The 13,962-nt window shown below is 47.5% G+C and carries 14 protein-coding genes; 8 read left to right on the plus strand and 6 right to left on the minus strand.

Translation table 11 applies throughout. From position 1 onward, the window contains the following. The 5 genes from GC178_16010 to GC178_16030 form a co-directional block, all read right to left on the minus strand. Positions 1-513: a DUF456 family protein gene (locus GC178_16010; GenBank protein ID MBI1289071.1), complete on the minus strand. Its 513-nt coding sequence runs from the start codon at positions 511-513 to the stop codon at positions 1-3. 1 nt (position 514) lies between these two features. Next, positions 515-697, minus strand: coding sequence for a PspC domain-containing protein (locus GC178_16015; GenBank protein MBI1289072.1), 183 nt, complete (start codon positions 695-697; stop codon positions 515-517). Positions 698-706: 9 nt separating this feature from the next. Next, positions 707-1,090 (minus strand): DUF3127 domain-containing protein, encoded by a 384-nt coding sequence (locus GC178_16020; GenBank protein ID MBI1289073.1) that lies wholly within the window; start codon positions 1,088-1,090, stop codon positions 707-709. Positions 1,091-1,160: 70 nt separating this feature from the next. Further along, positions 1,161-2,231, minus strand: a complete 1,071-nt coding sequence (locus GC178_16025; protein MBI1289074.1) for a mechanosensitive ion channel — start codon at positions 2,229-2,231, stop codon at positions 1,161-1,163. Between the two features lies 1 nt (position 2,232). Continuing rightward, positions 2,233-2,754, minus strand: coding sequence for a thiol peroxidase (locus GC178_16030; GenBank protein MBI1289075.1), 522 nt, complete (start codon positions 2,752-2,754; stop codon positions 2,233-2,235). 137 nt (positions 2,755-2,891) lie between these two features. On the opposite strand from GC178_16030, the gene GC178_16035 reads away from it, so the two are divergent. Further along, positions 2,892-3,404 carry a hypothetical protein gene (locus GC178_16035; GenBank protein ID MBI1289076.1) on the plus strand — a complete coding sequence of 171 codons (513 nt, stop codon included), beginning with the start codon at positions 2,892-2,894 and terminating at the stop codon, positions 3,402-3,404. Continuing rightward, entirely contained in the window at positions 3,405-4,412 is a 1,008-nt protein-coding gene (locus GC178_16040) for a hypothetical protein (protein ID MBI1289077.1), read from the plus strand. It begins immediately after the preceding gene. Here GC178_16040 and GC178_16045 read toward each other — a convergent pair. Further along, complete coding sequence (locus GC178_16045; GenBank protein ID MBI1289078.1) at positions 4,355-5,014, minus strand: uridine kinase; 660 nt, start codon at positions 5,012-5,014, stop codon at positions 4,355-4,357. The genes GC178_16040 and GC178_16045 overlap by 58 nt on opposite strands. 79 nt (positions 5,015-5,093) lie before the next feature. Here GC178_16045 and GC178_16050 point away from each other — a divergent pair, with 79 nt between their 5' ends. The 6 genes from GC178_16050 (at position 5,094) to GC178_16075 (ending at position 13,921) form a co-directional block, all read left to right on the plus strand. Continuing rightward, on the plus strand, positions 5,094-6,110 hold the full coding sequence (locus GC178_16050; GenBank protein MBI1289079.1) for a phosphotransferase: 1,017 nt from the start codon (positions 5,094-5,096) through the stop codon (positions 6,108-6,110). Then, the gene (locus GC178_16055) at positions 6,107-7,066 is read left to right on the plus strand and encodes a nucleoside hydrolase (GenBank protein MBI1289080.1); all 960 of its coding nucleotides are present in this window, start codon (positions 6,107-6,109) and stop codon (positions 7,064-7,066) included. The genes GC178_16050 and GC178_16055 overlap by 4 nt, the downstream gene beginning before the upstream one ends. A gap of 21 nt (positions 7,067-7,087) precedes the next feature. Further along, positions 7,088-9,685, plus strand: a complete 2,598-nt coding sequence (locus tag GC178_16060) for a hypothetical protein (GenBank protein ID MBI1289081.1) — start codon at positions 7,088-7,090, stop codon at positions 9,683-9,685. A 94-nt stretch (positions 9,686-9,779) separates the two neighbouring features. Continuing rightward, positions 9,780-12,500: a hypothetical protein gene (locus tag GC178_16065; GenBank protein MBI1289082.1), complete on the plus strand. Its 2,721-nt coding sequence runs from the start codon at positions 9,780-9,782 to the stop codon at positions 12,498-12,500. A 5-nt stretch (positions 12,501-12,505) separates the two neighbouring features. After that, positions 12,506-13,231 carry a DUF4197 family protein gene (locus GC178_16070; GenBank protein ID MBI1289083.1) on the plus strand — a complete coding sequence of 242 codons (726 nt, stop codon included), beginning with the start codon at positions 12,506-12,508 and terminating at the stop codon, positions 13,229-13,231. Positions 13,232-13,258: 27 nt separating this feature from the next. After that, positions 13,259-13,921, plus strand: coding sequence for a DUF4412 domain-containing protein (locus GC178_16075; protein MBI1289084.1), 663 nt, complete (start codon positions 13,259-13,261; stop codon positions 13,919-13,921). Positions 13,922-13,962 lie beyond the last annotated feature (41 nt).

Here is a 13,962-nt window from a genome sequence, read left to right on the forward strand (position 1 = left end):
TTAAAACCATTGGCTGAACAAACCTGTCATCGCATCTCCTGCGCGGATGGAGAACATGACCAGTACGGCAATGCAGTAAATAAGTTTTATGGAAGTTCCCACAATGAACCCGATAAGCGAGCCGAGTCCGCTGTTGAGCGCTTTGGTGAAGGTGCCACCAGCGATCAGGTCGCCAACAATGGTTCCGACCAATGGGCCGAGAATGATGCCGATGGGAGGGAAGAAGAACAATCCGACCACAATGCCGATCATGCCTCCCCAAACGCCTTCTTTGGACGAACCGAATTTTTTGGCACCCATCACAGGAACGATGTAATCCAATGCTGTGACCAAAGCCATTACCAAACCCGAAACGAGTAGCGTGGTAGTGGAAAATTCTTTTTCAGGTAGAAGGAAGAACAAAAGCAGCGATAGCCAACTGATGAATGGCCCTGGCAATGCAGGGACAACGCAACCGAGAATACCCAACCCATTCAGCAACAGCCCAATGACGAGTATCGCAAATTCGGTCATTTCAGTATGCTTTCGGCATCACCAAAGCCAAGATCAGATAGAGCAGAACACCTCCGCCCATAAAGAATACCATTAGCACAAACGCCAATCGAATAACGGTAGGATCCAGATCCATGTAATCTCCTATTCCGGCACATACGCCAAGGAGTTTACCAGGCTTCCGTTCAAGTTTTTTTGGGTTCATAACGCTTTATCAAAATGGAAGATCGTCCTCGCCAATATCATCAATACTCGTGGCCGGAGCAGTAGCGGAGGCCGAGGGCATTTCTGCCATTGGGTCGAGTGGCGGAGGGATTGGTGCACCGGCATTCTGGTCGGCCTCTACGCGCCAAGCTTGCAGGTTTACATAGTATTTACCATTGTATTCGTTGCCCCGAACATTGAAACTGACCTTCAACGTATCGCCTTCCTTGTAGCTGTCTATAACCGAAGTTTTTTCCTTGATGAGTTCGAACTTGATATCCTGAGGATATTGCTCATCGGTGGTCACTACAAATTCTCTCTTCGTAAAACCGCTGCTGAACGTTTGCGTTTCCATCACGGTTTTCAATTTTCCTGTCAGTTCAAATGATGCCATCTTTTAATTGTTTGGAACAAAAATAACCCCGCTGTTGCGGGGTCAAAAATTCTAAGGGATAAGTTGTTCACTATTTCTCCACCGTAGCGTGGATGGTCTGCGTTGGGAAAGCAAAGTCAAGTCCCGCTGCGTTGAAACGTTCCAGAATTTCCAAGTTGATGGAAGAGTTGGTCTGGAAAACGTCCTCGCCCTTTTTGATGTAATAGACGAATTTCACATTGAGCGAGAAATCTCCGAACGAATCGAACAGCTCGAGGTGTTTTTCTTCCAATTGAGAAGCAAATTTGGTGTGAATATCGCCCAATATCTTCAACGCTTCTTTAATGCGGTTGTGATCGGTATCGTAGGTCAACCCCAGCATCAGAATAACTCTTCGGCTTGGTTCCACCGAAACATTCTCAATGGCCGATTCTGCAAAAACCTTGTTCGGAATGGTGATCAGTCGGCCAGGAAACGTGCGGATGCGCGTACTGCGAATGCCCACTTCCTCCACAATTCCTTCGTGGCCGTTGATGATGATCCAATCGTTGACCGTAAAAGGTTTATCCACAAAAATGGTGATGCCACCAAAGAAGTTGGCCACCGTATCCTGTGCAGCCAACGCAAATGCCAATCCACCGATGCCGAGACCAGCGATCAGCGCGCCTACATCGTAACCCGCATTGTTCAAACCGACAATGGTGGCCATGATCCAAACGGCTGCATGCAATCCCTTTCTTAGTATAGGCAACAATTGGTCATCCAGGTCGCTTTCCGATTTTTCAATGATCGGAACGAGATATTCCTGAATAATGGCATCAAGCACGCGGTTTATCAGCCACGCGACATTGAAAATGATGAGCAGATAGTAGATGCGGTTGATCCACACATGCGCCACATCGGGAAGATGCAGCATGTCCAGTCCGTACCAGATGCCGAGAATGGCCGCAGCGAACGAGATCGGCTCCTCCACCATATCGATGATGATGTCATCGAGGTTGGTCTCGGTCTTTGCGGTGAGTTTCTTTACAACATTGGAGAAGACCCAGAACAACAGACGGCCAAAGGCAACGCTGGCAATAATGATCGCCAACGATAGAAACCATTCACCAACCGTGTTCCAATAGAATTCTTTGTGAAGAAACTCGCTGATCGTGTCCATATCAGTTCAGTTTGGAAAGGGCTTCCAAAGCTCTGTCGTATTCAGGTTCGTACGTAATATCTTCTACGAGTTCGATGTACTTGATGCGATTTTCCTTGTCAAGCACAAAAACGGCACGCGCCAACAGCATTTTCAGCGGGCTGTTCACCATTTCCAGATTGTATTCATTTCCAAAATCACCGTAGCGGAAATCCGAAACAGCCTTCACGTTCTCGATTCCTTCGGCACCGCAGAAACGCTTCAAGGCAAATGGAAGGTCTTTCGTAACGGCCAAGCAGACCACATTGTCCAATTTGGAAATGGCCTCATTGAATTTCTTGGTTTCCATGGCGCAGATGCCTGTATCTATGCTCGGCATAGACAGAATGACCTTGTTCAGTCCCTCAAAATCGTACAGACTTTTTTCGTTCATATCCGACATCACAAAAGTGAAATCGGGCGCGATCTCTCCCACTTCAGGTATGTAGCCTTTCAACAATACAGGACTTCCTTTCAGCTTTACGTTTTCTTTTCCTTCTGACATGATATTGATTTGGTGAGGCGCGAATTTAGAAAATTGGGTTGAAGCCATTCAAAATTCCCTTTTGGAGATTTACTTGACGCTTTCATTGATCCTCAACAGACCGTTAGCCGTATATTCGTGCAACCAACCAGGAAACCATGAAATTTTTTAAAAGTCTTTTGATCGTCCTTTTGCTGATGGTCTGCGGCCTCGTGCTTATCGGGGTGTTTGTGCCCGAAGTGGACGATCAATTCGAAACGCATATCGACAAACCCATCGTTCAGGTGTTTGCGGGTTTTCTTGATGTTCAATCCTCACCGAAATGGGTAGGTGGTTTGGACCACGTGGAACGCAAAAGTGGTTTTCTGGCCATGCCCGGTAGCGAATTCACGCTGCATTACTCAGGAACGGAGACAGATGTTGTCTACACACTTGAGGTTGTGGAGGTCGTTCCGATGGAGTCTGTCCGATTCAATCTGTATAATGATAAGATCGAATTTGATGTGAACGTCAAGTTCAAAGCAGATGGACTTTCAACGGATGTCGACACGTACGTTCAGATAAAGGGACGCGATTTCCTTTCGAGGGCATTCATTCCGTTGATGAAAAGTTCCATTATGGATGTGGGTAAAGACAATCTGAATTCGTTCAAACAATACGAGGAAGAGTAAGTGAACGTTCTCTACATCGGTTCAGGTGCGGTCAATCTCAGTTTGGCAGGATGGATGCATTCGGGGACAACGCAAACCTCCTTTTTGGTTCGGACCTCAGACAATGAATTGATCCGCACGCAGGCGTTTCAATGCCGTTTGCCAGGCGATAAGAACATGCGCGTGTACAAGTGCAAGGCATTCTCATCTTTGGATGGTGTGGAACGGCCCGATCTTGTCGTGTTCGGGGTGAAAAGTTATTCGCTTGATGAAGCGGTAGATAAAGTTCTGGATGCTTTCGGAGCCGATGTTCCTGTAATGTCGGTGCTTAATGGAGTACGGCACGTGGAGGTGCTTCAGTCCAAGTTCAAGACGACCATGTTCGCAACCATTGCATTCAATGCACACAGAACATCTCAGATAGCTGCGGTGGCAGAAGGCGGGACTGTTGCACTTTCTTCAACTGACCTCAAGAATCCCACGGTCCAATCGGTGCATTACATACTTAAGCGCAAAATAAGTGTAACGCTTGTGGATAGGCCATTGGACGCAGCCCGCTGCAAGCTCGTCATCAACCTCGGAAACGCGCTTCTGACAATTGTGGCGCATCATAAGAACCGTGGCCGCCAATTGGATGTGCTTCAGGAAATTTCCTCCCATTTGTTGTGGGAAGGCGTTCAGACCATTAAAAAAGCAGGAACCAAAGAGGTGAGAATTCCAGGCATGCCGCCATGGATGCTTCTTCGCTTGAGTTTGATGCTGCCCAAGTTCGTCATTCTACCCATTTTTGAGAAGAAGATCAGATCCACCAACATTAACAGCATGGCGCAGGATATGGAAGCTGGAAACGATTCTACCGAACTGGAAGACATCAATGGGTATCTTATAGATCTTGCTGAGAAAGTGGGCGTGCAGGTTCCATACAATCGCGCACTTTATCACATCTTCAAAGAGTGGGCTGCAGCTGGCGGTCAGCCAATTACGCCTTCGGAACTGCTTTCGCGCATCAACTCATTCTCCAAGCGGTAGCGCAGGTGGTCGGTCAGCACGGCCAATCCTTTGGTGTATGAAATATTATTGGTGATGATGATGTGCGAATCATCACGGTACGGTTTGAGAAATTTCTTGAAAGAAGGCATCACATGGTTTTCCCACTGGTAACGGACAACCGCTTCTGGATAGCCGCGCTCGTCCCGGTCGCGTTTTATTCTTCGCTGCAGTTTGATCTCTTCACGCACATCCAAATAAACACGCAGGTCGAGGAGCTCACTGATCTCTGTGTAATGGAATACGAAAAGTCCTTCAACTACCAGGATCAGAGCAGGTTCTATCACATGTGTTTCAGGTTCGCGTCCCAGATTGTTGAACGTGTATTCTTTGAACTGGACCGGCTTCCCGTCAAGCAGTACATTAATGTCGCGGAAGAAGGCATGCCTGTCAATGGATGAAGGCAGGTCGTAGTTCACCTCACCATTCTCATCGCGCTGCTGTTCTTCTTTCGGTCGGTAGTAATTGTCCTGCGAAATGATACTGACGGTACCTTCTGGAAGACTTTCTTTCAACTGCCGCAAGAAGGACGTTTTGCCAGAGGCGCTGCCGCCTGCAATTCCAACAACATAATGGTTTGCCATGTCGCAAATATATTCTTTGGCTACCGTGGTTACACAGCATTGGGTTCCTCACCGTATCTTGCCAAACCACTAACTCGTTATGGCAAGTTATTTCAAGGCCGATTTTCTGTTGGAAGTGAACGATATTTCCGGACTCGGAACCTATCTTTCTGAGCGCGGTCGCTTGGCAGAAGGCGAGAAGCTCACACACATTGGTCTGGCCGGAGAAGGGAACATGAATGTCGTGTTGCGGGTCTTTACGGATCAACGGTCATTCATTCTAAAGCAATCGCGGCCTTGGGTCAATAAATATCCGTCCGTGGCTGCGCCTTCCGATCGTATTCTTACCGAGTATCATTTCTACGAGGTTGTGCGCAAAAATGAGGTGATCCGTGAATACACACCCGAAATATTTTGGTTCGATGAGAAGAATTTCATTCTCTGTATGGAGGATTTCGGACCGTCCAACGATTTCACTTCCATTTACAGAAAAGACACGGATCTTCAGAAAAGTGAGATGGCAGACATTGCCCGTGTGGTTTCCGAGCTTCATTTCAATTTTAAGGACCTTCAGGAAAGCGAGCGCATCACCAATCGGAAGTTACGGGTACTCAATCATCAGCACATTTTTGAACTTCCGTTGCAGGCAAAAAATGGATTTGACCTTGATGGTGTTGTGCTGGGGCTGCAGTCGGCCACCGCCAAATTCAGGAATGACGAGAAATTGAAGAAATATGCTGCTGAGCTTGGTGGTATTTATTTGGCAGATGACGGAACACGACTGCTGCATGGTGACTATTATCCTGGCAGTTGGTTAAAAACGGACAATGGATTCAGAATGATCGATCCGGAGTTCTGTTTTACAGGTCCTGCCGAGTTTGAATTGGGCGTATGCGTGGCACATCTCAAAATGGCGCAGCAGTCAGATAGCCTCATCAAAGACCTATTTGTCTATTACCATTTCGATAGTCGTTTTGATGGTTCGCTTTTCTCGAAATTCAGCGGCATGGAGATCATGCGCAGGTTGATCGGGTTGGCGCAGTTGCCACTCGAACTGAATCTGAAAGAACGACTTTCGTTGCTGGACGAAGCCTACGAACTGGTAGTGAACGGATGAGAGGGCTGAGCATTTTTCTTTTCATGCTTCTTCCTTTTTCGCTCGTTGCCCAGCAGCGGGTTTGGATCGATACCGACATCATGATCGGAAAGTTCAAACATGACGTGGATGATGGTCTGGCGCTGATCATGATGCTGGGCGATACAACTCTCCAAATAGAGGGGATCAGCTTTGTGCATGGCGTGGATTATGCCGATAAAGTGACTTCCAAATTGCTGGGCTGGTACGCGGCAGACCGACAGATTCCCACCTACAAAGGTTCGGATGATAGCACGGGTTTCGGGAAGCAGACGGATGCAGTGAATGCAATGATCGCAGCGTTGGAAAAAGGACCGATGGCGATCATGGCGCTCGGACCAATGACAAATGTCGGAACGGTGCTGAAACTCCGTCCAGATCTGCATCGAAACATCACCGCAATAACCTATTGCGCAGGCAGGCGACCAGGCATGCTTTTCAACCCAGGTTCGGGAAAAGTAAAGTTTGCAGATTATAATTTCGATCTCGACCCGAGATCATCTTCCGTTCTGCTGGAAACCGAAATTCCTGTGCTGCTCTCTGGCTACGATTGCTCTGACAGTCTTTTTCTGAGCTTGGACGACTTCAAACATCTTAAAAAGAGCGCGAACAAGGGCGACCACTGGTTGTACAGGCAACTGAAAAGTTGGCATAGCCTGTGGCGTACATTCATCGGTTCCAAAAAAGGCTTCATCCCATTCGACTGTTCCACGGTAGGTGCGCTACTTTATCCGCAGGAATTCGAGATCATCCCCAAAATTCCGTCTTACATCGAGATTGGCCCAAATGACACCAAGAACACGGTTTCATCGGCCGAAAAGCCGTATTTGCTCGTAGATGAAAATGGAAAAGGAACCGTTGTTTCGTATTGCGAGTACACGAAGGCTGTGTTCAAAAATCGGCTACTTCGAACATTGAATCATCCAGATTTTCAATAGTCAAGATTATCTTTAGCGGACTTGAACCTATCCAAATTCATATTCGCTCTTGTCGTTTGCTGGATCTCGGCATTCAGTGCCGTGGCTGGTTCTGTGGATGGAAAAGTGGTGGATGAGGACGGCAATCCCGTTCCGTTCGTTTCGGTTTACATAGAAGGAACAACTAACGGAACAACCACCAATTCTGAGGGTAATTATCACCTCGAATTGAAAGACGGTTACTACACGGTGGTTTTCCGCTATGTGGGTTACAAAACGGAGGTTCGACCCGTAACGGTTTCGGGCAAAACCCAAGTGGATGTGGTTATTAAACACGTGGTTTTTCAGTTGGGGGAGGCAACTGTTGACGGCAACGAGGATCCTGCATATCGAATTATGCGCTTGGCGCGATCGCGGAGAAAATTCTATCAGGATCAGGTGCGCGAATATTCATGCAAGGTGTATGTGAAGGGACTGAACTACGTGGAAAATCTTCCCAAACGCATCTTGGGACAATCGTTGGATGTGAGTGGATTGGACGAGAACCGCAGCGGCATCATTTATCTGTCAGAAAGTCTGAGCGAGTTCCATTTCAAAGCGCCAGATAAGACCAAGGAACGTGTCATTGCGTCCAAGGTCAGTGGTAATTCGCAGGGCTTTACATGGAACAACGCAACCAGTCTCAACTTCAATTTCTATGACCGAACCTACAATTTGGAAGGGTTGAGCGACCGCGATCTGGTTTCGCCACTTTCACCTTCGGCAAACCTTTATTATAGATACATCTATCGCGGTTTTTACATTGAAGATTCGATCATTGTCAATCGCATTGAGCTGATTCCGCGCGTAACAGGCGTGCCGCTTTTTCAAGGGCATATTTTCATTCAGGAGAACACGTGGCGCATCCATGGGGCGGATCTGTTCATGACCTCCGAAGCAGGCATCGATTTCGTAGATACGGTCCGTATGAAAGTGGATTTCATTCCGCTCACACCCGACCTGTGGATGAAGAGCAACCTCAGCTTCGATTTTGCTTTCAACGTCAAACTCTTCAAGGTAAAAGGTTGGGGAACTTTCTCGTCCGTATTCAGCGATTACAGCGTACGTCAGTATGTACGAGACACCACACTCATAGATCGTTACGCAGAAGTGGAAGAACCGACCGATGAAGAAGAAAGCGACAAGAAAGTGGAAAAGGTGGATGACGCACTGGTTTCGAGTGTGGGAGATACATCCACCGTGTTCGATTTTAAGAGTTGGGACAAAGGCCCTGTGCTGAAAGTGGAGTCGGAGGCCAACGAGAAAGGAGAGGAGTTCTGGCAGCAGATACGCACGGTGCCGCTCACCGAAATGGAACGCAAGGATTATCAGCGCAAAGACAGCATTGAGGTGGTGAAGGAATCGAAGGTTTACAAGGATTCCATTGACAGGAAGAACAACAAGTTTGCGCTGCGAAACCTGCTTTACGGGTACAAATACCAGAACAGCACCAAGGAATATTCGCTGGATTTTCAGTCACCGCTCACGGCCGTGCAGTACAATACGGTCGAAGGTTATCTCATCGATTACAAATTGGAATTCGCCAAGCGAAACACAGATAAAGGTTCTTACTGGAATCTGTCGTGGAACAACCGCTACGGATTCTATTCGAACAAGTATTACAGCAAGGCGCGGTTCTTCTATCGGTTCAATCGTAAAAACCGCATGTCGCTGCGCTTGGAAGGCGGGCATTACGTTTCGCAGTTCAATGAGAATGCCATCGGTCAGGTCTTGAATTCGCTTTACAGCATTCTGCTGGAAGAGAACTACATGAAATTGCAGCAGCATTCGTATGGCGAAGCGGGTTGGGGCGCAGAGCTTTTCAACGGTTTCCGACTCAACACATCCGTCTATTTCGGTCAGCGCAAAACGTTGCAGAATGCGAACAACCTTGCTGGCACATACGTGGATTACAAGACCAAGTATTTCTCGTTGAACGAGCCTGGGAATGAGTCGCTGAGATACAACGCACCTGAATATGGAAACGTGTTGGCGTTGGTATGGAAGCTCGGAATCAACTTCCGGCCGGGATTGAAGTACATGGAACGCCCGAACGGTAAGATCAACCTTGGCAGCAAGTGGCCCACTTTCAATTTCACGTATACAAAAGGCATTGGAGGTTTCGGGCAGCTGAACTCCGATTTCGACCAGTTGGAACTACAGGTTTCAGACGATCATTCCTTCGGGTTGGTGGGAAGGTTCGAATGGGTGACGAGCGCTGGTTGGTTTCCGAACAACAACTTTGTTCCATTCATGGATTGGAAGAATTTCAACACTTCGCGTGTTCATGTGATGTCGAGCAGTTCCAACAGTTTTATGGCGTTGCCATATTACGCGGCAAGTTCAAATAGTTACTATGTGCAAGCGCACGTTGAGCACCATTTCAATGGATTCATTCTGAACAAGATCCCGCTCATCAAAAAACTGAAATGGCAGGTAGTGGGAGGAATGCATTACCTCTACGAACCGACCTATGGCAATTATTGGGAAGTAACAGCTGGCATCGAGAATATCTTCAAGATCATCCGTGTCGATTTCGTTGCTCCGTTCCGAGAAAGGAACGTTCAGAACTTCACATTCCGTTTCCAACTCGGATTTTAGCATCTGAAAGACAACGCGCAAGGTTTGGTCAGGTCATGTTTGACCTGAGAATTGATTAAAACCTATCTTAGCAAGCTGCATTGAAAACAACGATATGAAGAGATTATTAGGATTGGTTCTGGCCATTTTGGCTTTTGGAGGATTGAAAACGGGATATGCTCAATTGGTAGTTGACAATACCATGACACCGCAGCAGTTGGTGCAGGATGTATTGCTCGGACAGGGAGTTGTTGTGTCGAACATTACCTACACAGGAGCGGCCGTACAGAGCGGATATTTCGATGGTTCCAATTCAAATGTAGGTATTTCCGAAGGGGTCATTCTTTCCAGCGGAGACGTTGCTGATGCCATTGGCCCAAACAACAGCGGAAGTTCTGGAACCGGTGTCGGCAATAATTCGGATGCTGACCTTGAAACGCTTAGTGGTGTGCAATCGTTTGATGCGGTTGTACTCGAATTCGACTTTGTTCCAACGGGTGATTCGATCAAATTCAATTATGTTTTCGGGAGCGAGGAGTACAACGAGTATGTGTGTGCTGGTGTAAATGACGTGTTCGGGTTCTTTTTAAGTGGCCCAGGGTTCAATGGTCCGTTTACAAACAACGCGGTAAACATTGCATTGATACCAGGTACAAGCACGCCAGTATCCATCAATACGGTGAACAACGGAACATCAGGCATAAACGGAACTGCCGCCAACTGTGCTGCCTTGGACCCCAACTGGGCGAGCTATAACATTTACTATACTGATAATGCCGGTGGTGCTTCTGTTCAATACGATGGTCTGACCGTTCCGTTGCGCGCTGAGGCTCAAGTTCAGTGCGGTGAGACCTATCATATCAAAATGGCGCTTTCAGATGGTGGCGATGGCGTATTCGATTCAGGTGTTTTCATCGAGGCCCGCAGTTTTCAATCCAATGCTATCAATGTGAACATTCAAACGGCTTCAGGCTCCGTAGAAGATGGCGGTGGTTGGATCGTGGAGGGATGCACACCTGCCGACATCACGTTTGAGCGACCCATTGCAGATGTTGACTCGTTCCTTTCTGTACCTGTGTATGTTTCTGGCTCAGCCATCAATGGTGTTGATTATACAGGCGTTCCAGATACTGTTCATTTCGTTCCTGGAGATACGTCATTGACATTCACCATTGAAGCAATTGATGACCTACTGACCGAACCGAATGACAGTATCGTTATTACGGTGTATTCGCTCAATCTGTGCGGAGATACGACCGTATCTACAGGAACCATTCACATCTACGACATCGGCTTTTACAATTATGTGGCCGGGGCAAGTGCTCCATCCAACGTTCAATGTGCTGGCGATTCGGTGCTCGTAACCGCTACCGCAAGCATGGGCAATCCGGAATACACCTTCAGTTGGAGCAATGGTTTGGTGGGCGACAGCATTTGGATTCACCCAACGGGCGACACGCTCATTTATGTGAACACCACCGATGCCTGCGGCACACAGGCCAACCAAGATTCTGTCTTCATTGAATATCTGGTGAACCCCGATCCGATGGTACACATCACAGGGCCCGCCACATTCAATTGTGTGCCTCAACCGGCAACACTCAACGCTTCCGGTAGTTTGGGAAATTCACCGTACGTCTATCTATGGAGTACCGGAGCAGGCGGAAGTTCCATTAATGTTTCGCTAATTTCTGACACGCTTTTCTATGTGACCGCATTCGATCAATGTGGTGTGGCCTCAGAGCCAGATACGCTTGTCATTACGCAGAACCCGGTTGCCATACCGAACCTTCAGACAAGTGCAGATGTGGTGCTTGACTGTCCGGGCGAAACCGCCACGCTCACAGCCATTGCTTCTGGAGGAGTTCAACCTTACACATACACTTGGAGCAGTAACCAGAGTACAAGTACCATAACGGTTCAACCTACGCAGACCACCGATTACATCATTACAATAACGGATGATTGTTACGTTGGCGAAGTAAAAGATACGATAACGGTAACTGTAGAACCTTACACCGAACCAACGGTTTCCATTTCTGACACTACGGTTCAATGCCCCGGTGATCTGGTTGTGTATTTGGCCAATGTTCAGGGTGGCAACGATCCGTTCCAGTATTCTTGGTCAACGGGTTCAACAGATGATAATACGAGCCTTAATCCGACTGAGACGGTTGATGTTACCGTGACAGTGGTTGATGATTGCCAGATGAGTACTTCAAGCACGGCTACCGTAACAGTTCCTGTTTTTGATACCTTGAAGGTGAGTATCCTGAATGCCGATCTGTTGAATGGCGATACGGTTGTGGTTTGCGAACTGTGGTCCGATACGCTCGCATCAAGCGTTTCCGGAGGTTTGGCTCCTTACGCATATTCTTGGAATGGTACGCTTATTGAAGGAGCGTGGATCACTAACGATTCAGCCAAGGTGACCGTCCCATTCGAACTTCCTCCAGATTCTTCCGTAGTCGGCCTCTACAGTCTAACAGTTACAGATGAGTGCATGGATCAGGCAACGGCCGAAGTGGTGGTTGCTGCCATAAGCTGTGATGTTGTTGCCCCGAACGTCATCAACCCGAATTCGCAGTTCATGGGCGGTACCGACATCTGTGGGCATACGCCACAGAATAACGTTTTCAACCTCCCATGTTTGGAATTGTATCCTGGAAATACCTTGACCATTTGGGACCGTTGGGGAAGAAAGGTCTATAAGACCGATGATTATCAGTTGCATCCTTGGGATGGAGGCAATCATTCTACCGGAACTTTCTATTACGTTTGCGAACTGCCCAATGGCAAAGACCCGGTAAAGGGATATTTTCAAGTGGTCAGATAATTTGAATGAAGATGAAAAAGGCGTTTGTTCCATTTGCATTGATCCTCTCGCTCGTTGGGCTCAGTACATTGCCATCATGCGATACAGTTTCGGGTATCGTAGACAGCCTTCTTTCTGATGGAGATGCCACCGAAGCACTGAAAGAGGCGTTGCGTGTAGGTTCTGACACAGCTGTTTCTAATGGAAGTGCGGTGGATGGTTACTTCGGCAATGAGGCCATTAAGATTCTGTTGCCGCCAGAGGCCAATGTTATTGTGGACAATATCTCTTCCATCCCTGGAGTTGGACAGCCACTTGTCGATCAGGTGGTGCTGAAATTGAACCGAGCAGCGGAAAATGCGGCTCCGCAGGCCAAGGATATTCTGATCAATGCGATATTGAACATGACCATTACAGATGCCATCAATATTGTAAACGGTGCAGACGATGCAGCCACGCAGTATTTGCGTACGAACACGCAGGACAGCATCAAGGTGCTTTTTCTGCCGCATATCGAAAATTCATTGCAGACAGTCGGTGCGCAGACAGCTTGGGGAACCTTGACATCAAACTACAATACCGTTGCACCATTCTTGGGACAACCTACCGTAAATACCGACCTGGCAGATTACACAACAAACAAAGCTTTGGATGGACTGTTTCATCTGGTAGCAGAAGAGGAGGGCAAGATTCGCCAAGATCCTGTTCACCAAGTAAGCGAAATCCTCCAGCAGGTATTCGGAGGTAATTAATCAGTAATAAATCAAGCAAAAACAATAATGAAAAACCTAATTGCAGTTTGTATGGCCGTGGCCATTGCGCTACCAACATTTGCGCAGAAAAAATTTGAAGGAACCGTAGTTTACGGTCTTGAATATCAGGATCTTCCACCCGAAATGGCAGCAATGTCGGCCATGCTTCCAGATGAAATGACCACCATGATCAAAGGAGAGAAGAGCCGAGTTGAGCAGTCTTTGGGAATGGGCATGAGCCAAGTGACCATCACAGATTCTAAGAAAGAGAACGGAACACTTCTGATGGATATGATGGGCAAGAAGATGGCCGTTGAGATGTCGAAGAAGGAATTGGAGGATCTGAACAAAAAAGGCGGAAAGGACAAAAAGCCAGAGTTCAAGTATTTGGATGAGACCAAGGAAATTGCCGGTTACAAGTGCAAGAAGGCCATTGCCGTTATCGAAGGTGCTGGCGAAATGGTGGTGTACTACACAGAGGAACTTCCTGCAGGAGTGAGCAAGCACTACGAAGGTCTGAACGGTTTCCCATTGGAATACACCATTGATGCAGGACAGTTCAAAATGAAAGTGACTGCCAAGTCGGTGAAAAAGGAATCTTTGGGTGCAGATCTTTTCGTGATTCCTGATGGATACGAGAAAATGACGCTTGCTGATTTCCAGAAGATGATGGGAGGAATGGGCGGATAGTCCTCGGTCATTCGAAATGAACAGAAAAGCACTCTTCGGGG

This window comes from Flavobacteriales bacterium (assembly GCA_016124845.1).
GTDB lineage: Bacteria > Bacteroidota > Bacteroidia > UBA10329 > UBA10329 > UBA10329.